This is a genomic window from Kallipyga gabonensis (assembly GCF_001286805.1).
GTDB classification, from domain to species: domain Bacteria; phylum Bacillota; class Clostridia; order Tissierellales; family Peptoniphilaceae; genus Kallipyga; species Kallipyga gabonensis.
Map to the genome: position 1 here is coordinate 237,632 of NZ_CXYV01000002.1, position 25,908 is coordinate 263,539.

26 protein-coding genes are annotated in these 25,908 nt (G+C 50.7%); 6 read left to right on the top strand and 20 right to left on the bottom strand.

What is annotated here, in order from left to right; all coding sequences use genetic code 11:
* Positions 1 to 9 precede the first annotated feature (9 nt).
* Genes BN2373_RS02555 through BN2373_RS02585 form a run of 7 tightly spaced genes read right to left on the bottom strand, consistent with a single transcriptional unit; the run spans position 10 to position 7,283 of the window.
* Positions 10 to 687, bottom strand: a complete 678-nt coding sequence (locus tag BN2373_RS02555; RefSeq protein WP_053942617.1) for an NAD(P)H-hydrate epimerase — start codon at positions 685 to 687, stop codon at positions 10 to 12.
* A 12-nt stretch (positions 688 to 699) separates the two neighbouring features.
* Positions 700 to 1,668, bottom strand: a complete 969-nt coding sequence (locus BN2373_RS02560) for an ATP-binding protein (protein ID WP_053942618.1) — start codon at positions 1,666 to 1,668, stop codon at positions 700 to 702.
* A complete protein-coding gene (locus BN2373_RS02565) occupies positions 1,668 to 2,504 on the bottom strand; it encodes a DnaD domain protein (protein WP_053942619.1) in 837 nt (278 codons plus the stop codon). The genes BN2373_RS02560 and BN2373_RS02565 overlap by 1 nt, the downstream gene beginning before the upstream one ends.
* A 27-nt stretch (positions 2,505 to 2,531) precedes the next feature.
* A complete protein-coding gene (gene dnaB / locus BN2373_RS02570) occupies positions 2,532 to 3,905 on the bottom strand; it encodes a replicative DNA helicase (RefSeq protein WP_053942620.1) in 1,374 nt (457 codons plus the stop codon).
* A 1-nt stretch (position 3,906) separates the two neighbouring features.
* Positions 3,907 to 4,353 carry a 50S ribosomal protein L9 gene (rplI, locus tag BN2373_RS02575; RefSeq protein WP_053942621.1) on the bottom strand — a complete coding sequence of 149 codons (447 nt, stop codon included), beginning with the start codon at positions 4,351 to 4,353 and terminating at the stop codon, positions 3,907 to 3,909.
* The gene (locus BN2373_RS02580) at positions 4,334 to 6,349 is read right to left on the bottom strand and encodes a DHH family phosphoesterase (RefSeq protein ID WP_053942622.1); all 2,016 of its coding nucleotides are present in this window, start codon (positions 6,347 to 6,349) and stop codon (positions 4,334 to 4,336) included. The genes rplI and BN2373_RS02580 overlap by 20 nt, the downstream gene beginning before the upstream one ends.
* Positions 6,327 to 7,283 carry a DUF2232 domain-containing protein gene (locus BN2373_RS02585; protein WP_053942623.1) on the bottom strand — a complete coding sequence of 319 codons (957 nt, stop codon included), beginning with the start codon at positions 7,281 to 7,283 and terminating at the stop codon, positions 6,327 to 6,329. The genes BN2373_RS02580 and BN2373_RS02585 overlap by 23 nt, the downstream gene beginning before the upstream one ends.
* A 91-nt stretch (positions 7,284 to 7,374) precedes the next feature.
* Between BN2373_RS02585 and BN2373_RS02590 the strand changes: the two genes are divergently transcribed.
* On the top strand, positions 7,375 to 8,193 hold the full coding sequence (locus BN2373_RS02590; protein ID WP_154826112.1) for an NADPH-dependent oxidoreductase: 819 nt from the start codon (positions 7,375 to 7,377) through the stop codon (positions 8,191 to 8,193).
* On the opposite strand, the gene dtd is transcribed toward BN2373_RS02590, so the two are convergent.
* The gene (gene dtd / locus BN2373_RS02595) at positions 8,190 to 8,636 is read right to left on the bottom strand and encodes a D-aminoacyl-tRNA deacylase (protein ID WP_053943478.1); all 447 of its coding nucleotides are present in this window, start codon (positions 8,634 to 8,636) and stop codon (positions 8,190 to 8,192) included. The genes BN2373_RS02590 and dtd overlap by 4 nt on opposite strands.
* Positions 8,637 to 8,797: 161 nt before the next feature.
* On the opposite strand from dtd, the gene BN2373_RS02600 reads away from it, so the two are divergent.
* Positions 8,798 to 9,121: an ArsR/SmtB family transcription factor gene (locus tag BN2373_RS02600; RefSeq protein ID WP_074017945.1), complete on the top strand. Its 324-nt coding sequence runs from the start codon at positions 8,798 to 8,800 to the stop codon at positions 9,119 to 9,121.
* A gap of 104 nt (positions 9,122 to 9,225) precedes the next feature.
* Here BN2373_RS02600 and BN2373_RS02605 read toward each other — a convergent pair whose 3' ends face one another.
* Positions 9,226 to 10,866 (bottom strand): phosphoenolpyruvate carboxykinase (ATP), encoded by a 1,641-nt coding sequence (locus BN2373_RS02605; protein WP_053942624.1) that lies wholly within the window; start codon positions 10,864 to 10,866, stop codon positions 9,226 to 9,228.
* Positions 10,867 to 11,055: 189 nt separating this feature from the next.
* Here BN2373_RS02605 and trhA point away from each other — a divergent pair, with 189 nt between their 5' ends.
* From trhA to BN2373_RS02620, 3 genes are all read left to right on the top strand, one after another.
* Positions 11,056 to 11,733, top strand: a complete 678-nt coding sequence (gene trhA, locus BN2373_RS02610) for a PAQR family membrane homeostasis protein TrhA (RefSeq protein WP_074017946.1) — start codon at positions 11,056 to 11,058, stop codon at positions 11,731 to 11,733.
* A gap of 9 nt (positions 11,734 to 11,742) precedes the next feature.
* A complete protein-coding gene (locus tag BN2373_RS02615) occupies positions 11,743 to 12,429 on the top strand; it encodes a hypothetical protein (RefSeq protein WP_053942625.1) in 687 nt (228 codons plus the stop codon).
* Positions 12,430 to 13,000: 571 nt separating this feature from the next.
* A complete protein-coding gene (locus BN2373_RS02620; protein WP_154826113.1) occupies positions 13,001 to 13,807 on the top strand; it encodes a PDDEXK family nuclease in 807 nt (268 codons plus the stop codon).
* A gap of 2 nt (positions 13,808 to 13,809) precedes the next feature.
* On the opposite strand, the gene BN2373_RS02625 is transcribed toward BN2373_RS02620, so the two are convergent.
* Entirely contained in the window at positions 13,810 to 14,289 is a 480-nt protein-coding gene (locus tag BN2373_RS02625; protein ID WP_053942627.1) for a thioesterase family protein, read from the bottom strand.
* Between the two features lie 42 nt (positions 14,290 to 14,331).
* Positions 14,332 to 15,192, bottom strand: coding sequence for a YitT family protein (locus BN2373_RS02630; RefSeq protein ID WP_053942628.1), 861 nt, complete (start codon positions 15,190 to 15,192; stop codon positions 14,332 to 14,334).
* A 288-nt stretch (positions 15,193 to 15,480) separates the two neighbouring features.
* Between BN2373_RS02630 and BN2373_RS02635 the strand changes: the two genes are divergently transcribed.
* Positions 15,481 to 16,680: a glycosyltransferase family 2 protein gene (locus BN2373_RS02635; protein WP_053942629.1), complete on the top strand. Its 1,200-nt coding sequence runs from the start codon at positions 15,481 to 15,483 to the stop codon at positions 16,678 to 16,680.
* Positions 16,681 to 16,688: 8 nt separating this feature from the next.
* On the opposite strand, the gene BN2373_RS02640 is transcribed toward BN2373_RS02635, so the two are convergent.
* The 9 genes from BN2373_RS02640 to BN2373_RS02685 form a co-directional block, all read right to left on the bottom strand.
* Complete coding sequence (locus BN2373_RS02640) at positions 16,689 to 16,991, bottom strand: ATP-binding cassette domain-containing protein (RefSeq protein ID WP_053942630.1); 303 nt, start codon at positions 16,989 to 16,991, stop codon at positions 16,689 to 16,691.
* 33 nt (positions 16,992 to 17,024) lie between these two features.
* Positions 17,025 to 18,131 carry a hypothetical protein gene (locus tag BN2373_RS02645; protein ID WP_154826114.1) on the bottom strand — a complete coding sequence of 369 codons (1,107 nt, stop codon included), beginning with the start codon at positions 18,129 to 18,131 and terminating at the stop codon, positions 17,025 to 17,027.
* Between the two features lie 23 nt (positions 18,132 to 18,154).
* Complete coding sequence (locus BN2373_RS02650; protein ID WP_053942632.1) at positions 18,155 to 18,808, bottom strand: YiiX/YebB-like N1pC/P60 family cysteine hydrolase; 654 nt, start codon at positions 18,806 to 18,808, stop codon at positions 18,155 to 18,157.
* A gap of 94 nt (positions 18,809 to 18,902) precedes the next feature.
* On the bottom strand, positions 18,903 to 19,346 hold the full coding sequence (locus tag BN2373_RS02655) for a hypothetical protein (protein WP_053942633.1): 444 nt from the start codon (positions 19,344 to 19,346) through the stop codon (positions 18,903 to 18,905).
* A 90-nt stretch (positions 19,347 to 19,436) separates the two neighbouring features.
* Entirely contained in the window at positions 19,437 to 20,138 is a 702-nt protein-coding gene (locus BN2373_RS02660; RefSeq protein ID WP_053942634.1) for a DUF4367 domain-containing protein, read from the bottom strand.
* Positions 20,119 to 20,715, bottom strand: a complete 597-nt coding sequence (locus BN2373_RS02665) for an RNA polymerase sigma factor (RefSeq protein ID WP_053942635.1) — start codon at positions 20,713 to 20,715, stop codon at positions 20,119 to 20,121. Before BN2373_RS02665 ends, BN2373_RS02660 begins: the two co-directional genes overlap by 20 nt.
* A 439-nt stretch (positions 20,716 to 21,154) precedes the next feature.
* Positions 21,155 to 21,604 carry a hypothetical protein gene (locus tag BN2373_RS02675; protein WP_053942637.1) on the bottom strand — a complete coding sequence of 150 codons (450 nt, stop codon included), beginning with the start codon at positions 21,602 to 21,604 and terminating at the stop codon, positions 21,155 to 21,157.
* A complete protein-coding gene (locus tag BN2373_RS02680) occupies positions 21,601 to 23,121 on the bottom strand; it encodes a Y-family DNA polymerase (RefSeq protein ID WP_053942638.1) in 1,521 nt (506 codons plus the stop codon). The genes BN2373_RS02675 and BN2373_RS02680 overlap by 4 nt, the downstream gene beginning before the upstream one ends.
* Before the next feature lie 122 nt (positions 23,122 to 23,243).
* Positions 23,244 to 25,679, bottom strand: a complete 2,436-nt coding sequence (locus tag BN2373_RS02685) for a cell wall-binding repeat-containing protein (protein ID WP_053942639.1) — start codon at positions 25,677 to 25,679, stop codon at positions 23,244 to 23,246.
* Positions 25,680 to 25,908: the final 229 nt, after the last annotated feature.

The following is a 25,908-nucleotide window of genomic DNA, read 5'->3' on the forward strand; positions in this document are numbered from 1 at the left end:
CCAAGCCGCCTACTCCTTGTCAAAATCCTCCCCCAGGACAAAGGCCTTGGCCTGGCGGGGGATGCCGATGGGGAGGACCCGGACGGGGACCCCCCGTGAAGCAAGTTTCTCCAGCCCCTCCTTCATGCATTCGAAGGTGAGGACGGCGGAGGCCTGGACGTAGGCCCCATAGGACTGGCCGGTGGTGGCATCCAGGCCGGAGGGCATATCCAGGGAGATGGTGAAGATCCGGGATTCATTCATGATTTCGATGATGACCGGGGCCATGTCCCGGAGGGGGCGGTTGAGGCCGGTGCCGAAGAGAGCATCGATCAGGGTGTTGAAGTCCTGGAGCTCCCGGGGGAGGTCCTGAACCTGTCCCAAAGTCTCCAGGAAGCGAAGGTCGGCCCCCATATGCTGGAGGATCCGGTAGTTGGTCATAAAGTCGGGACTGGCTTTTTCCAGAGACCCCACCAGATAAAAACGGACCCGCTTGCCCCGGCTCATGAGGTTCCGGCCCATGGCCAAGCCGTCGCCACCATTGTTCCCCATCCCGCAAAGGATGGCGAAAGAATGCCGGCGGTTTAAGTCCACCTGGTCCATGGCCGCCCTCGCTGCATTTTCCATGAGGACAATGGAGGGGATTTCCAGCTGCTCGATGGCATAGTGGTCAATCCGCCGCATTTCCTCTCCGCTTACCGCTCGCATGCTTCCTCCCTTCTAGGCCTGTCGGCCCGGGTTCCCCCGCAAATCGGATCCATAAACCTCGTAGAGGATGTATTCATTCCCGATTCGGGAGAAAATTCGGTCATCGTATCGCTTGCCCAGCTCATAGGGCTGGAGGTTGGAGGAGATGATGGTCGGCTTCTGACGAATCATCCGGCCGTTGATCACCTCGAAAAGGGCCGACTTGGTCATGGAGTTGATGTTCTCCGTCCCCAGGTCGTCGATGACCAAAAGGTCTGCATCAAAGATATAGTCCCGTTTTTCCTTCAAACTCCCCCGGTCCTCCTGGCGGGTGAAGGAATAGTCCACCATAAATTCCAGGAGGTCATAGGCCGTTTGGTAAAAGACGGTCTTCCCCCGGTCCAGGAGGGCCTTGGCGATAGCATTGACCAGGTAGGTCTTGCCCGTCCCCACCCGGCCAAAGAAATAAAGGGAAGGCGATTTATCTCCAAAATAAGGGATGTAGTCCTCCCGGATGTCCTTGAGGATAACCTTCATATTCTCATAGGGAGAAAGGTCCTCCCCCTCCTGACGGTCCTTCCGGAAAAGGTCCAGGTCGAAGTGGTCAAAGTTCTGGCGGCGGAGGAGGTCGCCGATGGAGGACTTCTCATAGAGCTTGTTGAGGATGAGGAGGTTCCGGCAGTGGCAGGAAACCCCGTCCACAAAGCCGGTATCCCGGCAGTCGGGGCAAGCATAGTGGACCTCCAGGTAGTCGGCCGGAAGGCGGAGGGCTTGGAGAGCTCGGTCAAAGGCCTTGCCGGCTTTCTCTATCTTTTTCCGGTCCTCCCCTGCCCTCACCTGATCACCGGCGAGAACAGCCTGAACCATATCCTTCCCTAAACGGATTTTCTCTTCTCGAAGGTCTGCCAGGTCCGGGTGGTCCCGGTAGAGGGCCCGCACTCGTTCCTCCCGGTCCCCTTCCGCCCTCTTCCGTCGAGCGGCTAAAATCTCATGCACATCCATCACTCATTCCCCCTTAGCGAACGCCGTCTGGACTTCTCCATGGCCTCCCTGACCCATTCCTCCCGGTCCTTCCGGGACATCTTCTTGCTTTGGGAGGTGTTTTCCGCCCCTCCTTTTTTCGGGCCGGGCCGCCGGCCTTCCTTGCCCTCCTTGTCCCGGGCTTCCTTGTCCAGGAATTTATCCAGGGCCTCCTTATCGGTGATCCCTTCAAAGCGAACCCAGTTCTCCACGATGGCGGTCACATAGTTGAAAGACCGGGAGGAAGCTTCAGCATGGTTGACCGCTTTTTTATAGGCATAGAGGTAAAAGTCCGGGCTCAGCTTATAGGTGTTGAGGACCTGGTGGATGGCCTGGATTTCATTGGCCTTGAGTCGGACCCGGTAGGCATGGCCCTCTGAAAGGAAGTCCTCCAGGTCGTCCATCATGGTCTTCCGGGCCCGGTCGTCCGGACTCAGGAAGGCGGCCGGATCCGGATCCTCCACGGGAAGGGGGCCAGGGTCAGCCCCCTCCTCCTTGGCCTCATCGATCCCCGCATAGAGGAGGAGGATGGACTTGAAGCGGAAGACGGGGTGACCCTCCTGGCGATCCTCTTCCACCAAGCCCTGGTCAATCCAGTAGTTGAGAGCGTCAATGACCTCTTCATCTGTCATGGATAGGGCCTGAGCAATATCTCCATCGGAGAGGACGGCCCTTTCCGTCTGGTAGCAGGCCTTCCAGCCATAGAGGTAGACCTTGAGGGCGTTGCCGTCGGCTAAAGGAAGATAGGTTTGTAGAAAAAGATTTTCAACCGGCGTGACCCGAAAGTCCACCGAGGATAAATCGAATTGAAGTTTCATGGCAAGCCTTTCTGCTTGACCGGCCCGCTAGGCGTCCGGCCCCTCTTTGTAGTCCACCGAATAGAACATGGTCTGCTCCTTTTTGAAAAAGAGATTGACCTTGCCTGTAGGACCGTTGCGATGCTTGGCAATGGTGAGCTCGGTGATGTTGGGGTGGTCAGTGTCGGGATTGTAGTAGTCTTCCCGGTAGAGAAGGAGGACCACATCGGCATCCTGCTCGATGGCCCCTGACTCTCTCATGTCCGACATGACCGGCCGGGAGCCTTCCCGGGACTCGGTCTTACGGGACAGCTGGGAGAGGGCCAGAACCGGGCAGTCCATCTCCTTGGCCAGAGCCTTGAGTCCCCGGGAGATGGTGGTAATTTCCTGTTGACGGTTCTCATTCCGCCGACCATCATCCACCGTCATGAGCTGGAGGTAGTCGATGACCACCAGGTCCAGACCGGTTTCCATCTTGAGCCGCCGGCACTTGGACCGGAGGGCCTGGACAGAAAGTGAAGAAGTGTCATCAATATAGATGGACAGGTCCTTGAGCCGGTCCACCCCCCGGGTCAGGATGTCAAAATCCCGGTCGGCTTCCAGGTCGCCGGAGATAATCTTCTTTAGGTTGATTCCCGTAGCCATAGAGAGGAGACGCTGGGAGAGCTGGAGCTTGGACATTTCCAGGGAAAAAACCGCCACCTTATAGGGATGGATCCCTTCCTTGTCCTGGAAGCGAGCCGCATGGTAGGCCATATTCAGACCTAAGGAGGTCTTCCCCATGGAAGGCCGGGCAGCGAGAAGGATGAGATCGGAAGGCTGGAAGCCGGATAGGGTCTCATCCAAATCCCGGTAGCCGGTTGTAATCCCCGTCAGGTCCCCCTTGTGGAGGGAAAGATCGAAGACCTTGGCCAGGGTCGTATCCATGGTTTCGCTCAAGGGGGTCAGGCCGGTATAGAGCCGGTACTCATTGATCTCCAAGAGGCGACTTTCGGCCGACTCCAGGATGGCGTCCGGACCCTCAGACCCGTCAAAGGACCGGCGGCGGATGTCTTCTCCGAAAGCAATCAGGGCTCGGAGGTTGGCATTCTTCTTGACAATATCAATGTAGCTGTTGATCCGGGAAGAATAGTAGTTGGGGGAGCTTAAAGAGAAGAGAAGGTTGAGAATTTCCTCTTCACTCAGGGTCTTTCGCCGGGTTAATTCCTCTTTGAGGGTGGTGTAGTCGATGGGTTCATGGGCACTCGAAAGAGCCAACATGGCCTCATAAATCTCGACATGCTGGGGGTGGTAGAAATCTTCAGGAAGGAGCTTTTGGCTGACGATATTGATATCGGGGTTGTTGTAAAAAATACAGCCCAGAACCGCACGCTCGGCGTCCAGGTTCGCAGGCTGTGTAAGCTTCTTCTCTTGATCGGCCATCTTATGCCTCTTCAATATAGACCTGGAGCTGGGAGACCATTTCCGGATAAATGCGGATGTCCACCTTATGTCCACCCAGAGTCTTCAGGGGTTCAGCGATTTCAATCTTTTTCTTGTCCACATCAATCCCCACCTGCTTCTTCAGGGCCTCAGCAATGTCCTGAGAAGTGATTGAACCGAAGAGCTTACCGGCTTCTCCGGCCTTGGCTTTAATGGTGACTTTGGATTGACCGATCTTCTCGTCCAATTTCAGAGCCTCCTGGCGGCGGGCTTCCTCTTCCCGGGCTTTCTGGGCTTCCCTCTTCTTCCACTTTTTGACCACAGCCGGCGTAGCTTGAAGGGCCAGCCCCTGCTTGGCCAGAAAGTTGTTAAAATAGCCGGGCTTGACATCAACGAGTTCGCCTTCTTTTCCGGTTCCTTCTACATCTTTAAGCAAAATGGCTTTCATTATCTTCCTCCTTAAAATAGTTATGGATGGCTTCTTTGAGCTTTTCTTCCGCCTCATCCATGGTGACCTTGAGTTGGGTAGCGGCGGCGGTCAAATGTCCCCCTCCGCCCAAGGCTTCCATGATGAGTTGGACGGAAACGTCCCCGAAGGACCGGGCTGAAATATGGACCTTGTCTCCGGCATAACAGAGAACAAAGGAAGCTTCCACCCCTCGGATTCCCATGAGCTCATCAGCTGCCTGGGAAGCGACCAGGGTTGTTCCCTCCATCTTTCGCTCGAAGCGTCCGATCATGGTGTGGTTTTCATATTGAATGGCATTGGCCAGGATCTCCGACCGGTATTGGGTTAGGGTGAAGTCATCCTGGAAAAGCTGTTTGATCACGATGGAATCGGCTCCTTGACGTTTGAGATAAGCTGCCGCCTCAAAGGTCCGGGTTCCGGTCTGGTAGTAGAAATCTTTCGTATCCACGGTAATCCCCGCCAATAAGCCTTCGGCGACCACCCGGGGAAGCTTGGGACTGGTATCCAGGTAGGAGATCAACTCCGTGACCATCTCGGAGGCCGAAGACGCATAAGGTTCGATGTAGGAGATTTCAGCTTCATGGATATAGTCGGCCCCTCTCCGGTGGTGGTCGATGATAATGATCCGGTTGCCCTGGTCGAGTAGGGCCGGAGCAGCCGTCGAATCATGGCGATGGTTGTCGACCACGATGATAAGGGAAGACTCTGTCCGCCGTTCCATAGCCTCTTCCGGACTGATGATCAAGTCCTCTGCATCCGGCAGTTCCTCCATGACCTTGGCATAGAGGTTTTCCACCGCAGCAGACACCTCACCCAGGACAATAAGCGGGTTCCCTCCGATGGACTTGGTAAAGGTGGCCATACCCAGGCAGGCACCCAGGGAGTCCATATCGGGGTTTTCGTGGCCCATGATAAAGGTCCAATCCGAATTGAGGATGAAGGAGCGAATGGTGTTGGACATGACCCTGGCCTTGACCTTGGTGAAGCGTTGGGTAGCCTGGTTCTTTCCCCCATAGTAATCCAACTGGTCCCCTGACTTGAGGACGGCCTGGTCTCCGCCCCGGGAAAGAGCGATATCCATGGCCTGACGGGATTCGGTCCAAATTTCCTGGGGGGTCAATTCCCCGTAAGCTATGCCCAGAGACAGGGTCGGGGTAATTCCGGTTCCTTCGATGGTCTTGATGTCATCCAGGATGTGGAAATTTTCCCTCTTGGCCTTATCCAGCATGGCCTGGTTGGTAATGAGAATATAACGGTCATTTTCATATTTAATACAAACGGCTTCAAGTTCACCGGCATAAGCATTCATGAGTCGATCAACCTGAGCGGTGAGAAGGGGGCGATCCTGCTCGGATGTTTTGGACCGAACCTCGTCATAGTTATCAAAGAAAATAGAAAAGATGACCAGCTTGTTGTCTTCATATCGGGCTTCCATGATTTGTTCATGGCTATCGTCCACCCCATACAGGAGGTAAAGGCAGTCTTCCCTATCCTCCGATGTGATGTTGTGATAGAAGCTGTAGTGAGAAGAACCCACGGTCAGGGAAATGGGTTCTTTACTTTCACCCAGACCCTCTAAGGAAATCTCGCCCATGGCCTTCCGGTAGGACTGACCAAGAAGGGAGGTTTGGATTTGGAAGACTTCCTTAAAAAGGGAGTTATACCAAAGGAAAGATCCTTCTTCATTGAGGACAGCCATGGGGAAGGGCATCCGGAAGATGGCGTTTTTCGTGATTTCATCGAAGTTTTTATCCATGCTTTCGACAGCCAGGCGGGCCCTTTGTCGGCTCTCTTCTTCCATCCGGGAGGCGACCAGGTAGGAAAGAATCGTCAGGATCAATCCGAATATGCCGGCCAGGGGATGAAGGAAAAACAAAAGAATAGAAAGCACAAAAGAAGCCAGGGGGGCTAAGATCAGCTTGGACTGGGCCAGCTGAATCGCCTGGTGATTCTTATTCGTTGGAGTTTTGTCCATGATTTTGGCCTTTCTCTCTGAATTTAATTCGCAGGCCCAAAAGACCGTCCCCTATGCCCAGAAAGAGGGCCATGAGGCCGGGAAAGACCAGGAACATAAAAAAGAAGTATAGGATCAGGCGACCCATCCAATGGATCATCCGCCACTGAAGACGAAAGTCGATGTAGCCCATTCCATTCAGGAGAAGAAGGGATAGGGCAACGACCACGGTATTTCCATAATAAGCATTCCCCGGAAGGACAAGGCCCAGACCTAATCCGGCCAGAAGAATCAGGGTCCAAAAACGGGAAAGTTCAAAATCCGCCAAGGCAAAGGGACGGACGTCCGCCTGACTGGATATAGAAATAAAGTGAGACAGGAGTCCGGTTACCAGGGCGGTGAATAGACTGGAAACGTAAAGGAGACCGGGGATGGAATGGACCAGGACTTCCATAGCAACGGAGACCTGGTATTGAAGGGCCGGCAAGTCGGCTTCCGCCACCCCGGAACCCAAATCGGCCAGCTGGCCTTCGACCCCCTCCCGAATGCTTTGCTGGACGGTTTCAAACCAAGACGTTCCCGCAATCCTTTCCGTCAAAAAAAGCTGACCCAAAACGGAGGCAAAAATCACCAGGGAAGTCAGAAGAACCTCATCACGGGGTTCGCTTTTTCGTCGAATCATTTCCCCCATGCAAAAGCCTGCCGGAATAAAGTAGACAGCCTGAACCAGGCTTTCTTCCCAGCCCACCAGGACCATACCAGCAGCCAGGGCAAGGGCCATGGAGAGACCGGTCCACTTGGGTCCTTCAGCAATATAGAGGGTGACAAAGGGAAAGAGGAGAAGGACATGGAGAAAGGGCATGACTGTGGTGGTAAAATAAACCAAAGCCACCGTCAGGCCGGCTGCAAGCAGGGCATTAAGCAAACTGGATTGTCTGACTTTCTTCATTTCCATAAGTAACTCCTTTTCAACATTCTAACATAAAAGGGGCTGAAATCCTGCTCAAATTGGGTAGAAAGAAAAGGAGAAAGTCCTGAAAAAGAAGATGAAATGCCGGATCAGAAAGGATGACATCGCTGTGTATACCAACCCCTTGATTGACCAGATGCTTGATCGTAGGAGCTACCGGGAATTTACGGACCGGAAAGTAGAGGAAGAAAAGATTCAGGTCCTTCTTGAGGTCGCCCGACACACCGCCACATCGATCGGTCTTCAATGGGCTTCACTCATTCGGATTAATGATCCCCGAAAAAAAGAGGCCCTGGCTGACATCGGTCACCAGGACTACATTGCCCGAGCACCGGAAGTCTGGATTTTTCTGGCAGACGGCTACCGGAATGCCAGGATCGCCGAAGAAAAGGGCACTCCTTCCCCCTATGCCTTTGACATCAACTTCTTCGCTCAAGCCATCACCGATGCCGCCCTCATGGCCCAAAATGTCATGGTGGCCCTGGAATCCATGGGCCTGGGTGGGGTCTTCCTGGGGTCCATCCTCAATGACCCCGATCGCCTGGTGGAGGTTCTGGACCTTCCTCAGGGCACCTTCCCTGTAGTGGGCATGCTCTTTGGCTACCCCAACCAGAATCCCCAGAAAAAGCCCAGGATGGACATGAGCCTTCGAACTTTTCTTGATCGCTATGAAGACCGGTCCCCCTATTTGGAGACCCTGGCTGACTACGATGAGGAAATGCAGACCTATTATGACCTTCGCGATGCCAACCGCCGGGTGGACTCCTTCACCGACCAGGTGGTGAAGAAAATCGGGTCCATGAACCCGGACCGGAACCGCTTGACCCGGGTGGCGAAAAGTCAAGGCTTCCGGCTCTATGAAGATGGGCTGGATTTCCCACCCACAGCGGACTAAAGTTCAGCAGTATCCAACCAGATAGTAAAAGGGCCGTCATTGACCAGGTGGACCTTCATATCCGCCCCGAATTCGCCGGCTTCCACCCGGTCCAAATCTTTCTTCGCCCGTTCAATAAAGTCCAAATAGAGTTTTTTACCTAGGGCAGGCGGGGCAGCCTTGGTGAAAGAAGGACGGTTCCCCTTTCTGAAATCCCCGTATAGGGTGAACTGGGAGACAATCAGGCAGGATCCCCCCACCTTGTCCAGGTTCCAATTGGTTTTCCCCTGGTCATCCATGAAGACCCGGAGACGGTAGATCTTATTCCATAACTTCTCTACTTCTTCCGGGCCATCCTCCGGACCCACTCCCAGGAAGATCAAGTAGCCTTTGTCAATCTCCCCGATGATCTCCCCTTCGACCTCCACGGAAGCTTGACTGACGCACTGGACGAGTGCTCTCATCTTATTCTCCTTCCCTTTCCGGATCTCGCCGGGAATTATCATCCCGGGAAGACCTGTTTTCATAAAAAGACGCATTTTCTTTCGATTCAATGTAAGATAGGAGTAGAAAACACTACTCATAGAAATTACTACAATAGTAAGCTAACGAATAGGGGTTGTAAATGTCAAATCAACGTGCGGACCAACAAGAGATGGTAGACAATGAAAATTTAGCCCGCTTTTTCTTTGTTCTGGGCGATCCTACCCGCCTCCGGATCCTCCATGAATTGGGAGAAAGGGAAAAGAATGTCAGCGAACTTTCGGAAACCCTCAACTTGACGGTCTCTGCCATCTCCCACCAACTGAAAATCCTCCGGGATAAGGACCTGGTTCGGTCTCGTCGGGATGGAAAATATATTTATTACCGGATGTCGGATGACCATGTTCGAGACATCATCCGGATTTCCCGTGCCCACCTCTGCGAAGATCCCGACCACAAGGATTAGCTTTTTCCTGCCAAAAACTTCCCAACAAGAATAAACCCCCGACCGGGCTATTGACCGGGTCGAGGGTTTTCTTTTGTCTGGATCTTTCTCCCTAGACAATGTAACTACTTCTTCAGGGCTTCAATGACCTTCCGAAGGGCCTGGGCTGCTTCATCGGGAAGCTGGTTGAAGTCGTCCAGGTTCTCGATGTAGTCAAGTTTGACTTCGAAGGAGTGGGTGGCTTTTTCCTTGTAGCCGTCTTCCTGCTTGTCCGGCTCGAAGCCTTCTACCGGCATGTAATCGAACTCTTCCAGACCCAGCCAGGGCTTCCACTGGTCCTTCTTCTCCACCAGGTTTTCGATGACGCCCAGGGTGACTTCCTTGGGAATCTTCTTGTCCATGTAGAAACCGGTGTTGAGGATGTAGCAGGCGGTGTCGTTTTCGATGAGTTCCAGGAACTTCCGGTAGTCATTGGCTAAGGGGTAGGTCCGGAAGGGGTTAGCGTAGGGCTCAATGACCAGGGCGGTGGGGTCCACGCCCTTGGCCAAGCGTTCTGCAGAGGTTCTCTTGGTGGAGAGGGTGGCCCCCATAAGGGTGCCCATAACCTTGGAGTTGACCCGGAGGAGGGGGGGCAGGGTGGGATCCTTCATGATCCAGAAGATGGCATCGATGGGGTCGGACAGGCGGTCAACCCGGTTGGGAGACCAGAGCTTGGATTTGATGGCCCGGCCGTTGCCGTTGCGGATGTCCTGGGTGATGGGAACGATCTTGCCCTCATCGTCCACGGTGGCTCCGCAGTTCTGGAGACTCAAAAGGTAAGTGTTGTCCGGGGAGTCGGTGGGATAGTCCTGGGTCTTATCGAAGTAGGTGGGCTCCATGGCAATCCCGTACTTTTCCGCCACGTTAATGACAAAGGCGTCGTCGTGGAGGATCTTGATCTCATACTTGTCGCCATGCTTGGCATGGGTGATGGTGGATTTTCCGGACCCGGACAGGCCGAAGACGGCCATGGTGTAGGGATCGTCCCCTTCATGGAGGATGGTCTTGGCACCGCCGTGGCAGGAGGCATAGCCATTGCGATTGGCGATGGACCAGGCCAGGGTCAAGGTTCCTTTTTTATGCTCGCCGAAATATTTCATGCCCAGAAGGGCGGCACAGTTGTGCTCGCTGTCGAAGTAGGTCAGGCCCATGGGATGGTCGGGGTGGGACCACTGAGGATCGGAGAAGACATAAATGTCGGTCTCTTCAATCTCCTTGGATTCTTCATACATCTCCGCATACTTGGTGGTCAGGGGCTGGAAGTTCAGCATCCAGTTGTAGAGGAGGTTCTCCTCGCCCTCCGGCAAAAGGAGGTGGGCACGAACCATGAAGTCCTCATCCAGGCCGATGACGGTCTGGGCATGGTAGAGGGTTCCCCAGCGAGAATCGTAGATGGCATCCATGACCTTCTTGTTGAGGTCGTCTTCATCAACTCCCTTGAAGCCTTGAATACGGCGGGCTGCTGCCGCTCTTCCGGTGACTGAACCGTCATTAAAGAGCAGGACCTTGGAATCCTTCCGCAGGCCCATCACCTCAGGCTTATAGATGGGCAGATCGGTGACAATGGTTCCCGGGGACTCAACGGCCAAATCGTAAGCCGTTTGAATATCATTCACTTCAATAACATTGTTCCCGTAAAAAGGGGTCATGACCAAAGACCGAAGCCTGGAGATGGCCTTGTTGTCCGCGTTGATTCGGGACCGGTTAAAACCATGAATCGTTGACATACCTTTTCCTCCTTTTGAGAAATGAAATCACAAAATGTAAATGTACACCATCTCTATCATACACGATTTTTCCCTCTACTGAAAAAAAACGTCTTCATTCTTTTCTTTTTACCATCCACATTTGCTTCATCTCCTCCTTTCCATTTACGTTATAATGAAAAAAAGCCCAAACCGAGAAAGGAGGCCCTCATGGACCAGGCTAAAAGACAGTATACCCTCAAGGAAACACAGGAAAAAATGCGACTTAAACTGGAAGTCCTGAATTCCATCACCCACGGCATTGGTATCCCTTTGGGCATCTTTTTTCTTGTCATCCTCATCCTAACCCAGGTCCAACGCCAATCCATCCCCGGTATCGTTGCCTATGCCATCTATGGCGGTTGCTTTATCTGGCTCTTTCTTTGTTCCACCGTCTACCACGCCGTCCAGCCTCCCAAGGTCAAGGCCATCCTCCGGATCTTCGACCACACAGCCATCTACCTCTTCATTGCGGGATCCTTCACCCCCGCCATCTTTTTCCTGACCCAGGGACTCCCCCGAATCCTCTTCATGGCCCTGATTTGGACCATCGCTCTTGCCGGAACCCTCTTCAAAATCATCACCTATAAAAACTACGATAAGTGGATTCGAGTCACTGTCTTTCTGTATATTGCCATGGGCTGGTTGGGTCTCCTCTTCCTCAAGCCCATTATCCAATATGGCCTTTGGAAATTTTTCTTCTTCATCGCCTTCGGCGGCATTCTCTATACCGTCGGAACCTACTTCTACCGGAAGACGGATTGGAAATGGCATCATGTCGTCTGGCATCTTTTTGTCCTTGCTGCTGCCGTCACCCAGTTCTTCGGATTCTACCTTTACCTGTCTTAGGAGGCTTCTATGAGAAAAAAAAATTTCTTTCTGCTGGCCCTAATGATTGTGGTCCTTTCCGCCTGTGGGGGGCCTGCCTCAAATGAAAGCAAAAACTCGGAAGAGCAAAGTGAGCCGATGGAATCCGCTGCAGTAGAAGTTGAGGCGGATGCCCGCCCCATGGTCAAGGTGGGCGGCGTGGTTTATGGAGACACGGGTTATAAAAACGCCATGGTTACCTGCGGGACGCCCGATGGAAAAATCAACAGCACGGTGGAAGAAAACAAAATCCCGGTCAATGATGATGAATCCAACTTCGGCAAGGGTTACAACTATCAAATTTGGGAAAAAGGATATATTAATGTCCAGACAGACAATGGATGGACCCTATTCCGGGATATTGACCTTAAAGAAGAAAACAACCAAATCCCAAAATGGGTCGCCCACTTCACCGCCAAGGTCAGCCGGGTAGAAGATGATTCCCTGATGGTAGAGGCAAGCGAGATTGATGATGCCTTCTATTTCAAAGATCTACTCACTAAGCCTATCTCCCTGCCCATGAACCATTTGGAAAATGGCGGAGGCGGCGAGCCGGCCGGCCAAGCCCTCGAAGGAAAATCGGTCGAAGTCTATTTCGGTGGAGAAATCAAAAACACCCAGCCCGAGAGCTCAGTCCCCATCTCTCTCGAAGAAGTCTACCGCATCTCTGTGAAATAAACGTTAAAAAAAGCCTTTCGGCTCATGCATGGCCCCTGAAGACCGGATCTCCCCATCCGATTTTTGGGGGCCATGTATTTTTTTGGCCGCCTGGCGGACCTCTGGGGTGGGACTAGGCCCCCTTTCTTCTGATATCGCCAAATGAGGCGGCTCATGGAAGCCTCCCTTCCCCACCATTCTGCCAAATAAGGGGGCTCATGGAAGCCTCCCTTTCCCCTGGTTTCGCCAAATGAGGCGGCTCATGAAAGCCTCCCTTTCTCCTGATTCCGCCAAATGAGGAGGCTCATGGAAGCCTCCCTTTCTTCTGATTCCGCCAAATGAGGAGGCTCATGGAAGCCTCCCTTTCTCACGATTCCGCCAAATAAGGCGGCTCCACATGGCCTCCCTTTCCCCTAATTTCGCCATATGAGGCGGCTCCACATGGCCCCCCGATCCTTCGATTCCGCCAAATAAGGGGGCAACTTGGCTTACTGACGGGATCTTTCTCCTTATTTTTGGGATTCTGCCTGCACATTGAATGTGAAAGAATAAGAAGCACATGGCGGAGGCAGATAATCATAAGGGAGAAGTTGTGAAAAATAAAAGGAAAGAGAAAATTCAGCTTTTGAATGACAATCTAGAGAAGATCCAAGTAGAAGCTATCGATGGGAGCTTGTATATCAAGCGTGAAAAACATAGGACTCAGTTCTATCATCAGAGATATATCGAAGGGAAAGCCACCCGCCGATATATCCCCATGAGCGATATGAACCTTGCCCGCCGGCTGGCCCAGCAGTCTTACAACCGGTCGGTCAGGACCCTCCTCTCTTCAATCAAGGGCAAGGAAATGCGAATTGAAGACATTGACAGGGCCATAGATGAAGTACTTCTACAACTTGTTCCGGAGCGAAGGGCACTCATCACCCCTGTCCAGCCGACCTTGCAGGAGAAGCTGGCGGCATGGAAAAACAGGAGTTATCAGGGGCGGTCCTTCCGCCAGGATGATCCCCGGATTTATACGAACAACCATGAGCGGGTCCGGTCAAAAACGGAGAAGATTATTGCGGATGCCTTGGAAAAAGCCGGGGTGACTTATAAATATGAGGCCCCACTCCTCATGGAGGATGGGGCCACGGTCTATCCGGATTTTACTTTCTTTGATCCGAGTGCAGAAAAAGAATTCTATTGGGAGCATTTTGGTTTGATCGGCGACAGCAATTATATGGTGAATGCGGTCAAAAAAATCCGTGCCTATGAGCGAAACGGATTTCAACTGGGCTACCGGCTTTTCGCCACCTTTGAAGGAGGGGGCCTGGGTCCGGATTATGAGCGGATCGATGATCTGATCAAGACTATTCTCGTCCCCTTGATCCCTCCCCAGGTCCGGACCCCTTCCTGATTTTACATCTCCTTCTTCACCCCCACAGCCACCATCTTGGCCTTGGCCCGGGGCTGGCCGGCGGCCTCCATCTCCATGGTGATGATGGCCTTGCGGTCGGTAATTTCCTCTAAATGACTGGTTACGGTGACAATCTCATTCATGGGAACCGGACGGAGGAAGTCGACCTCCAGATGGGCGGTGATAAAGCGGCCGATGATGGTGTCTTCGGTGAGGTCCAGACCCTTGTTTTTGTGGGCAAACCAGGCTGCCGATGCGGTTCCATGGCAATCGAAAATCATGGCAATCATGCCGCCAAATAAATTCGCCGGGACCCCACCGGTAAACTTTTCATCGGGCTTTACCTGGCAAGTACAAGTCTCTCCATTCTCGGAAGGGTAGGATTTAAGGTGTAGACCCTCCTCATTTTTCGGTCCACATCCCCAGCAATACTGAAATCTTTCCCCATACGTATCTTGAATAGCAATCTTATTATTGGTCATCTTTTCTCTCCTTTTTCTTCTGTATTCTCATCGATTGTTTTCTTATCGATCATTGTCGTGACCCAAAATGGGTTTGGGCATATAGCGGACTTCCGTCACATTATAGACCGTGACAAAGGCCTTGGGATCCGTTTTTTCCAAAAAAGTCATGAGCTTCTGATATTCCTGCTTGTTTACAATGGTGATGATTTCCCGTCGGGGCCGGAGATCCAACCCACCTTTAGCCTCATAAATGGTTGCTCCACTTTTAAGGTCGCTGAGAATAAACCGGCGTACTGCCTCTTCCTCCGAGGTCAGAATGCAGACCCGCTTCTTCCCTGTCTGACCAAAGATGTAGTGGTCAAGAACAAGACCATTAAGATAGGTTCCCAGAAGGGAGAGGGCAACCGTCTTCATGTCGTAAACCAGGGCCGATGAAAGAGCGATGACAATGCCTGCCAGAGAAAGAGCCTGACCGATCTCCATATGGAGGAAACGCTGAAGAATCTTTGCAATGATATCAAGCCCGCCGGATGAAGCATTGTCATTGAAAAGCATGCTGAGACCAATCGAAACCACAAAGATATAACAGGCCACATCGAGAGTGGCATCGCCGGTCAGAGACGTATTATTGGGAAGGATGACCTCGTAAAGACGGAGAAAAAGGGGAAGCAAGATCGAAGTATAGACCGTCTTTCCCCCGAATTCCCTACCGAATAAAATAAAGCCCACTACCAAAAGGCCCACATTCAGGGCCATGGTAATCTGAGCGACCGACAGGGGGATAAAGTGGGTCAAGACGATGGCCAGGCCGGTGATGCTGGAAACGGAAGCTCGGCTGGGCATAAGAAAGAAAAAGATGGCGGTGGCAATAATAAAGGTCGCCAGGGTGAGATAGAGGATGTTGACAACGAGCCTCCTCATTTTATTTGGTCTTGTTGAAGTTAAGTTCCCTTTCTTGACTTGCAAATCCTTTCCCCCTCTCTAGAAAATAGCAAGAACTTTCCATGGATGATACCTAATGTATTGTACCTCATTAGAATCAGAAATGGACCGGTCATTTACACTTCTAATAAACTAGGGAAAAGGACAAATAGGATTGACACTGAAAGCTTGAGCTAATAAACTAATACAAATGTAGATTATGCTATGATAGAAGTAAGACACAAAGATTAAGCGGCCGTCCGGTTTCATCAGGTTCAAGGAGAAAGTATGCCTGTTCTCAAAGCAATTATGTATATTCTTTTCGTCCTCGTGAACCTCTATGGACTCTATTTTGCAGTCATCGGTCTCAATTTTTTCCGTCGGGAAAAAACCTATCCGGAATCCGACGTCTTCCATAAATTTGCCATTCTTATTCCGGCAAGAAATGAGGAAGCCGTCATCCGCCAGTGCGTAGAATCCCTGGAAAAACTGGCCTATCCGGATGATGCCTATGAAATCTTTGTCCTTGCTAATAATTGCAGTGACCGAACGGTTGAGGAAGCGAAAAAAACTGGGGCTACCGTCCTTGAATATAATGAGAATATTCGCAACAAGGGCGATGTCCTTCACCGAACCTTTATCGATCTCCATGACCGTGACTTTGAAGCTTACCTTCTTTTTGATGCTGACAATACCGTAGATCCGAATTTCCTTGCAGAGATGAATCGTGTTCTGGATGCCGGCTGCCAAGCCTGCCAGGGTTTCCGGGAAGGGCAAAATCCTTCCGCCACCTATATTTCCAGTGCCCATTCCATCTATCTCCTGCTTGTCGATCTGTTTTATAATCATTCACGGTCCGTCCTGGGCATGAATGCCATCATCACCGGTACAGGCTTTATGGTCAGCAAGTCCCTCCTGGACGAACGCGGAGGATGGAACACCTCAACCCTAACCGAAGATATTGAGTTTACCGTTCAAAACTCACTTTCCGGCCACCATATCGCCTATGCCCCAAAAGCTGTCTTTTATGATGAACAGGTGATCACCCTATCCCAATCTCTCGTCCAGCGAACTCGCTGGGCAAAAGGAGTGAAGCAAGTCTTTGAAAAATTGGGCTGGCCAACCATTCAATCCATTTACAAGGATCAAGGAAAGGATCCTTTTGATTCGCTCATGATGATGACCGGAACCTATATGGGAAACATCAGCGTCATTTTGCCCATCCTGACCTTCCTCCTATTCAAGTTTCTGAATAAGGCGGTGACGATTAGCCTGCACATGACTCTGGTGAACCTCCTTTTTATTGTGCTACCGCCCACTCTTCTTGCTCTCTTCATCACGATCTACTTCAAGAAGAGTCTACGAGAATACTGGAAGGGAATCCTTCTTTTCTGGTTCTTCCTTCTGACATGGATACCGGTAAATGTCTACGCTCTCTTTTCCAATAGCATGGACTGGAAGGAAATCAAGCACGGCCTTAAGGCCTGAAAAGTCAATCACGTCATCAAAAAAGGCTTGGCCCCCTGAAAAGGAGACCAAGCCTTTTTTCTTATTCCTGAAACCCGGATATTAACCCTTGACTCGCTCAACCAGCTTTCCATCCCGAATTTGCTTTCATTCAAAAGGAGGGCAAAGTTCTGTAAGACGATCCCGATATGAGAAGCCCGAAACCGGGCCATCTCATGCTCCTTAAGGCGGGTAATGTCAAGGTCATCATAGAAGATATGGCCGGATGTGAGCCGATCCAGGCCCGCCACCATATGGAGCAATGTCGTCTTTCCGGCACCCGACTTGCCCATGGTTCATTGAAGACAAGTCTCCTGTTCTTTCAATCAGTTTACTGCTAGCACGGCAGAGACATAATAACCATCTGCTACATTCAACGGGTAGCTATTTAATAATTTAAAACCAGGTAATTGAAACTGATATATGCCTGCCTGATTGGCAACAATAAAACTATTTCCAACAATAGCCGTATTTGTTAGTGTTACTTTAAGGTCCTTAAATGTCTCCCTTCCATTCGGTTCAATGATCGACACCTGCGTTCCTTGATCAACTACGGGGTCGTAATGCGTGACGATGAGATCTTGTTGGTATTGATAAATTGCATGCGGTGAATCCTTAGAAGTTGAGATCTCTTCGATTGTAAAATTATCCTGATGAATTTTTAAGATTTTCCCTATCGGAGCATACTCTTCATCTACATTCACCGTAACAAAGAGATACTCGGAATCCGCTATACCAATCCCTGAAAGCATTCCATATTCAGAAATATCCTCTTCCTTCAGCAAGTTCAATTCGCTCGTATAGACGTGCATTGTACTAATATACTTGTTGGGATCCACTGGATTCTCCTGCATATCAAAGGCAAATAACTTATGATTACCGGCAAATATACAATAAAAATGGACCCCTGGTAACTCAACCGTCTTACTCGATTGATTTTTTTTGTCCCACGCCTCCAAACAACTGACACCATTTAGCGTATTAATAGCATATACTCTGTCATCGGCCGCTGCCATATGATTAAGTGCAATATGCTGAAATGGATATTCGGTTATTTCAAGTGACCCTTTATTCACACCGATCACTTTTTTTGTATCCTTTTGATTTCCAAGACCCTGAGGGATGAGAAATAGCTCGCCATGATCCTCAACCGGAACATAGAAGGGGGATCCCAAGGCCGCGTAGGAGAGTTCTTGCTCCTGGGCTGCCTCTAATTCCGAGTCAAACCATAAGATTTTCGAATGATATGCACTCTCCGTTGTAATAACTACGCCAAAATCGATCGAATCCCTATCCAGTTCTGATAGTGTCTTGTTATGATTAACTGAACACGCACTCAAAAGAATAAAAAAGAGCAAGGCCTCTGTAAAGAATATACACTTTACAATTTGTGGCTTTTTCCCGGTTTTCAGCTGTTGAATCCGGCTAGACATCATTGTTCTACTCCTTAAATTGATTATTTTCTATAAACTATAATCGTCTTATCTGTTGAAACTAACTCCATTGGATGAATAGCACCCAAAAAATCAGAGGTATTCAAATCAATATTAAAGTTATCCAAAAAAGATGCCCATACCAACTGAGAGCAATAAAAAGAATCCCGAGTTCCCGTATTGAGGTAATTCCAATTATAAGGCTTCCCTATCTGTTTATAACACCAATCAGCCGCTGTTTTATCTTGGATTCCAGTACTTTTTCGTACAGTAACTCCATAGCACGTTTTTTTAGAAGAGTACCAGTTGTTGTTACCTATCGTCACACCTCTTGATAAAGACTCAACAACCCTATTCGGGGAATATACAATTGCTGCATGTCCTGTTGGGATTAAGCCCTTATAGGCATCAGCTGTAACCAAAATTACACCTTTGCGAGTCGGATACGATTTTGCTGATGATAATCCGCTATTTAATTGTCCAGACAACCCAGTTTGGCTATCCGCTGTTTTATCAGGAGACAGTTCTTTCTTATCAATTATCATTTTGAGCTTGTCCACTTGTTCTTGATTGAAAATTTTCTGATTATCTTGAATCTCCTGTGCGAATGTAATGCTCGGGACCAAGAATGCAAATAAAGCAATTACAGTCAGTATCACTGTCCATTTTCTTTTCATGACATACTCCTTTTGTTTTTTCATTTGCCAAGTCACATCATCTCATTCAAAAAATCTAATCTTCTACCATAAGAATTAAAAAAGTTCCCTCCTTTCAATAATATTTGCTACTACTTGTAACCGTTTTGCTTTCGACACCAGAACCCCTATAAGATTTAATAGTAGCAAGCACTCGATAAGCATAACCTCTACTTACTCTGTGGCTTTCAGAAATGGTTAGTTGATAAAAATTTGTAGATTCTGAGAATTCTCTGAGAGGTACCCAACGACCATTGACATGTTGTTGCAGTAATACCCTCGCTTGAATTCTTGAGGTAGTCCCCCTATAACCGACTATTTGGCATTTCACAGTTGCTTTTCCAGTAGAGTCAATGGTTAAATAAGCATTTGCTGTGGAAAGGTATTGCATTCTTTGTAGGATCAACCGGGGTGCCTCCACTTTGGTTTTTGTGTTAAAATCCTCTGCTCCAGCAAAAATCGGAAAATTGAATAGACATAGAGCCAGGCCGGCAATTAAGAAACTCTTCCTTTTTTTCATAAAAAATAACCTCCTTCTTTCTGCTCTTACTTATATAACGAAGAAGGAGGCCATTTTGTGACCCGAAAATAAATATTTTATTAAAAAATTCTACGATCCCAACATTTTTTTAACGATTTTCATTAAAATATCAGCTTTTACATCTCCTAATATCTGGTACCGACATTCATAGTCATGCCAAAAGAAAAAGCTCATCCCATTTTTTTCAAAGTAGGAAACGGTTACTCCTCCTATTTTTTCTTGATGAAGTATTGTATCTTCGGTATCAATTATTATCTGCTCATCAACAAGCGGGTGTGTAGAATAGAAAATCTCATTTCCAGCCGCATTTTGATAGAAAATTTCTAAAAAATCTTCTGTTTGCTTTCGAGAGGTCTCCTTGAATCCGGGTGCCAAAAACCGGGGTTCTTTCGGCTTCCAAATCCAACCACTCTCGCTTGACGCACCGGGGAGGGGCTCTTCATGGACAGAAATCGTCATAAAGTCAGTAAATGTTTTACGAAGAAAATGAAAGATTGACTTTCGTGACATTTCCCCTGCCAGGACAGAGCCTATCGTAACAAGGAAGCACAAGGTCAAAACCGCTGCAATGGTTACCGCACGAGGTGATGAAAAAAGGAATCTTTTTTTCTTTTCCTCCGATTGGAAACCAATGATTTCTTTCTTCCGCTCTTCAAAGGAATCGGAAAACACATGATTCAGTTCTTCCTCTTTTGGCAGCTTCATAAGATCTTTTTCAACGATTTTTGGGATTTCCTTATACAAATACTCGTCATCCAATTTCCTTTTCATGGTCCGACCCCCTTTCCATTAAGACGTTCAATCTTTTTTTCGCTCGCGAACATCGCTTTCGAACCGTCACCTCAGATAAATGAAGAAACTGTGCAATATCAATATGGGAAAACTCCAGATCATATTTCAAAAGAAGAACTACTTGATGATCAAAGGAAAGCTTGCGGAAGGCTTCTTCAAAGTCGGAATCACCATTCTCCGAATAATCCCATTCAAGTGCCAGATACTTTTCTACCTCCTCAGCCGGAAGAAGTGTCTCCCTCTTTCGTTTCTTAAGATAGTCAAGGGCAATATGCTTTACAACAATAAACAGGAATGCACCGGTTTTATGGGTATCCTCTTCGTCAATTTTGTCTAAATGAGGACGAATGCGCAAGAATGCATCCTGCACAGCATCCTCCGCTGCCATCGGATCCTCCAAAATACGAACAGCAAAGTAAAAGAGCCTCTGTTGGTAGGATTGATAAAGTCGGCTTAGTTTTTCTTGATCGACTTGCTTTCGCTTTTGTCTCAGAAATCCCATAAGAAACTTCTCTTTCTTCCGGCACGGTGAGTAGTGGTCCTTCATGCGGGCCATTAAATCCTTTTTCTCTATAGTTAGGGTATCTTTTGGTCCTGGCTTTTGCAAGATTTGTTCGGCTCCAGGAGGCTCCAAATCCTGATTATCTTGATAATTAAAGGAATATCAGGGTTTCAAGCCCTGATATTATCGCGATCTGCCAAATTAACAGGGCCTTTTTTCACCCTGATATTCTTGAAATTCTCTAATCTGACAGGGTTTTACCCCCTGACATTTTTAGGTCCTAGTCTTTTATCAGGGCTATTTTCGCCCCTGCTATTTTTGAAATTCTGCAAATTGTCAGGGCTCCAGATCCTGATTTTCTCGGAAATTGACGGATTGTCAGGGTTTTTTAGCTCTGGCGAGGCTAGGAGAGGGCGGGTTCATGAGGTTCCCAGGAAAGGGCAGCCCTGTGAGCTGGCGGAATCATGAGGTTCCCACGGGAAAGCAGCCCTGGTTAGCCTTCCCCGGCTCCCTCCTCCAAGATTTCCACTTCTTTTAGCTGGTCAATGGCAATTTCTTCCCCATCTTCGAAGATGAGGACTCGCCGGTAGGCCTGGATCTCGGCGACCCGCCCTTCTTTGACAAGATAGGCACCGCCTTCCTTTAGATCATCCTTCCGAAAATACCGGATCCGGATGCGGGGGTGATCCCCAGCCCCACCTCCGGCTCCTTCCGCCAACCGATCGACCAGGTAGGCCAGGGCCCGGTTGATGTCATCTACTTCATCATCGGAGAGTTTCGTCCTCTCCCGGGTCGGTCGCCCCGCTTCCTGTATGGCGACCTCATAGCCCGTCAAGGCCTGGAAGGGAGAGAACTGGACAGCCCGGTTTTCCCGGGACATCCGGGGGTGGTTTTTGGGCTCCCATGGACCCAAGTGGGCGATCATTTTATATTTGTCTTTCATGCCTTATGTCCTCCAATCCGGTCATTCCTGTCCTTGGCTGTGGCTCCTTCTTCCAGGTTCATCCCTCGAAGGACCGCATTTTTCCCATACTTCTTTTTGATTGCCACCAAGGCTTCCTGAACCCGGTGCTCCTTGTCCAAGTCCTTCTTGGTGCCCTCTTCCCCGGCCTCATCCATCCGGCCAAAGAAATCCAGCTGGCGGGCCTGGTCCTTTCCGACTTCCTCCTCGGCCATGACTCGGTCGGCCACGACATACAGCCGCCGGATATAGAGGCGGGGGTCCACCACCTGGTCGAAGATCCGAGTCAGGGCTTCCATAATGACCGATGAGGCGGCCGTCGCCATCCCCAGGGGGAGGGACTTATGAGCCTTCTTCGGCACCCGGCGGCCATACATATCCTTCTTGACCTCCCCATGGTAGGCCTTGGCCAGGTGGGGATCCCGGAGGTTGACCACGTCATAGCCCACCGTCAGGGAAACCTGATCCGTCACCAGACCCTTGGCCACCAGATCCAGGGCCAGGAGGTCGGCCATCTCCCGCATGACCAGTCGGGCCTTATCAAAGGGATAGGGGGTGGAGAGGACCTGGCCCCGGGAGAGGGACTTGGACTGGGGGACATAGGCCTTGATGTCCGAAATTCGGCAGGATTCATAGCCCCAGGCATGGTCGATGAGTAGCTCCGCATTGACCCCAAAGAGGTCATAGAGGAGGTCCTCATTGTAGGAATGGCCCGGATCCCCCACCGAGCAGAGGGCGATATCCCCCATGGTGTGGAGGCCGTACTTGGCCAGGCGCTGGGCCGTCCCCTTCCCCACCCGCCAAAAATCCGTGATGGGCCGGTGGTCCCAATAGTGTTCCCGGTAGCTGGCCACATCTAAGCGGGCCATCCGGACCCCATTCTCATCCGCCGGCATTTTCTTGGCCTCCAGGTCCATGGCAATCTTGGCCAGGAAGAGGTTGGGGCCGATCCCTGCCGTGGCCGTGATCCCGGTGGAGTCCAGGACATCCCGAACCATCCTCATGGCCAGGTCCTCAGCGGTCAGTTTGTAGTGGTCCAGGTAGTCGGTGACATCCATAAAGACCTCATCGATGGAGTAGACCACAATGTCCTCCGGAGCGATGTACTTGAGGTAGATTTGGTAGATCCGGGCGGAGAAGTCGATGTAGTGGGCCATCCGGGGCGGGGCGACGATGAAGTCAACGGCGAGGGAGGGGTCCTTTTCCAGGGCCGGGAGAAAAAAGGAGGAGGCTCGGACCAGCTTGCCCGCCTTCCGGGCTATGGCCCTGCGGAGGCGGTTGGCCTCATCCACCCGAGCCTTGGCCTCATAAAGCCGGACCCGTCCGGGCAGGCCGAAGGTCTTCAGGGCCGGCGATACGGCCAGACAGATGGTCTTGTCCGTCCGGGAAAGGTCGGCCACCAGGAGGTTGGTGGTCAGGGGGTCCATCCCCCTCTCTACGCACTCCACCGAAGCATAAAACGATTTTAAGTCAATGGATAAATAGGTTCGCTCCGCCATGGTTCCCTCCTTTCTTCTTTCTTATTAATTGTACATGAGGGGACAAAAAAGGGAAAAGGGGAAAGGCCACCAGGCCTTTCCCCTTTTCCCTATAGACTAAGGAGAGAAATATCTGAAAACAACTATTTGATAAGATTGTCCGCTCCGCTGGCGACAGCATCATCCACCGCAGCATCCCCGCCAAGGACAATGACTTCCTTGATCTTGGATTTCTTCAGGTAGGAAGCCACCTCGTCCGGGAGCTTCTTGGGCTGGACCAGGAGGATGGGGGCTTGCTTTTCGGCGGCGACAGGACCGGCGACTAGGGCGTCGGCAAATTCTTCGCCCGTTGCCAGGTATGCCAGCTTGGCTTCCACCATTTTTTCAGCGATCATGGCAGACGTTTCATAGCGGTTTTCCCCTTCCAGACGGCTGGCTCCGGGAAGGGCAGTGGCAACGGCTTGGGAAACCGCCTTTTTCCCACCTAAGATGGTGACATTCTTCACACCAAGATTCTTGATGCCATCCTTGACGGATTGGGGCAGGGAATTAGGTCGGGTAAGGAGGATGGGACGGACTTGGTTGGCAGCCAGGGGAGAAACGGAGAGAGCATCGGCAAAGTTGGTTCCGGTGGCGACGTAGACACCGTCCACGGTCTTGTTGGCCTTAGCGATGAGGCCGGCTAACTTGACCGAGGTTTCATAGCGGTCGCTCCCGTCAATGCGGGAAACTTCCAAACCCTTGATGTCCTTGAGTTCTTTCTCACAGGCCATGGAGAGGGCCTTATCTCCGCCGACCAGGATGGCTTTCTTGGCACCCAGTCTGGCGATTTCCGTCTTGACGCCGTCATAGAGGAAATCCGTTTTTGTCAGGAGGATGGGGGCCTTCAGAAGCTTGGCATAGACGGAAGCCGACAGGGCATCGGCAAAATCGTCGCTGCGGGCGATGAGGACGGTGTCCGCCTTCTGGTAGGCCTGGGCATTGGCCAGGGCCGTTTCCAGACGGTTGGACCCGGCAACCCGCTGGGGAGCCTGACGGCGGAGGACGGTGAACTGGTCATAGATATAGGCCTCCTTGTCCACCTTGGAGGTCTTCTGGTCATAATGAAGCTTGTAGGTGGTGAATTCGGCACGGTCGGCCGTCATATCCACAATGACCACGGTGGTATCTTTTTTCTCGCTGGAGGGGGGAACTTCTTTTGCCCCGTTCTTATCCAGGAACTTGTAGTCCGGGGTCAGGGGGTCGCCCTTGGTGATGTCCTTGGTATAGTCAACCGCTTCATACCACTTGAGACCGCCAGCATGCTCGGAAACCATATGGAAGGGGGCGTTCATAACATGGTAGAAGACATTTCCTTCCGCTGCGGTGTTGGCTTGGGTCGCCTTTTCCCCTTGGGCATTGATGAAGCCACGGGAGTAGACATGGTCATGGCCGTTTAGTACCAGGTCAATATCTAAGTCGGTGAAGACCTTGTTCATGGCCTTGCGGTAGGCGGCCACATCGTCATCACTGATGTGGGAGGCCCCGGTATAGAGGGGCTTGTGGAAGCCGACCACGGTCCATAGGCCCTCTTCCTTGGCTGACTTCACTTCCTGCTTGAGGTAGGCCATCATCTTCTGGAAGTTGGCATTGTTGGCCAGGTCCTGGGTCTCATAGGAAGCATTGTTGAGAACAATGAACTTCATGGGACCGGCGACGTAGGAATAGACACCCTTGACAAAATCGGTGTCCTTTTCATTGTTGTAGACGGGGTCAGGGACATTGATCCGACCGTTGAAGTCGGTGGTGTCGTGGTTCCCTTGGGTGGAGAGGAGGAGGTGGTTGAGGAGGGCCTTCTGGGTGGCATTGGGATACTGGCCCTTATTATTAAAGAAGTCTTCCCATTCATACCCGAAAGGCAGTCCCGATGCCTTCTTGTCATTGGCATCCTTGGGCGTGTCCACCTTGGATTGGACCTCATAGCCCTTGTCCGTATGGTCTCCGGCAATGTAGATGAAGTCGAGCGGGTTCTTGGCGGAGATCTCGGAGATCAAGTTGAAGATGGCCCCGGTGGCCTCCCCGTGCTTGCTGTTATGGACCTGGGGGTCGCCCAGATAGGCAAAACGGACGTGACCCGCCTGGTTCTTCCCGATGGCGGTTTTGAACTGACCCTCCTGGGTCTGACCCAGGGCTTCAACGGTATAGGTGTAGAAGGTATCGGCCTCCAGATCCTTGAGTTCAAATTGGTAAGTATAGACATAGTCGTTGGTGGAGTGGTCAACCTTGGAATGATCCTTCCTGTCAAAGTAGGGATCACCGTCCTTGCGACCATTGGCCAGGCTTTCTTCAAAGACGACGACATCGCCCTTTTTGACTTGGAGTTTTCCCGGGCCATCCGTCTTGGTAGCAAAGGAAATGTTCGCTCCAAAGCCATTTGCAGAACACTGCGAGTAGTCCCCAACATGGGCGTTGATGGACAGGATCTTGTTTTCCTGAGCCTCTTCCGCAAAGGCCCTCATGGGCAGGGCAAAGGTCAGGACCAGAGCCAGGGCCAGGAGGCCGGCAAGAAAGCGTAAGCCCTTTGATGATTTGGAATACATACGTTCTCCCTTCATTTTCACTAATTTTGGGGCAATCCACACAAACAGGAATGCTCATTGTTAATTGTAGATTGTGAATGTAAAGTTCATGTTACGGCAAAGCAAAATGTATTCTGTTCTCTTTGCCTCTTTATGAATATATTGAATAATAAAAATGAGCTTTTGCCATTGTCTACAAACCTTTTCAGGAGTAAACTACAAGGGCACGGATAAATCTCTTTTAGGAGGT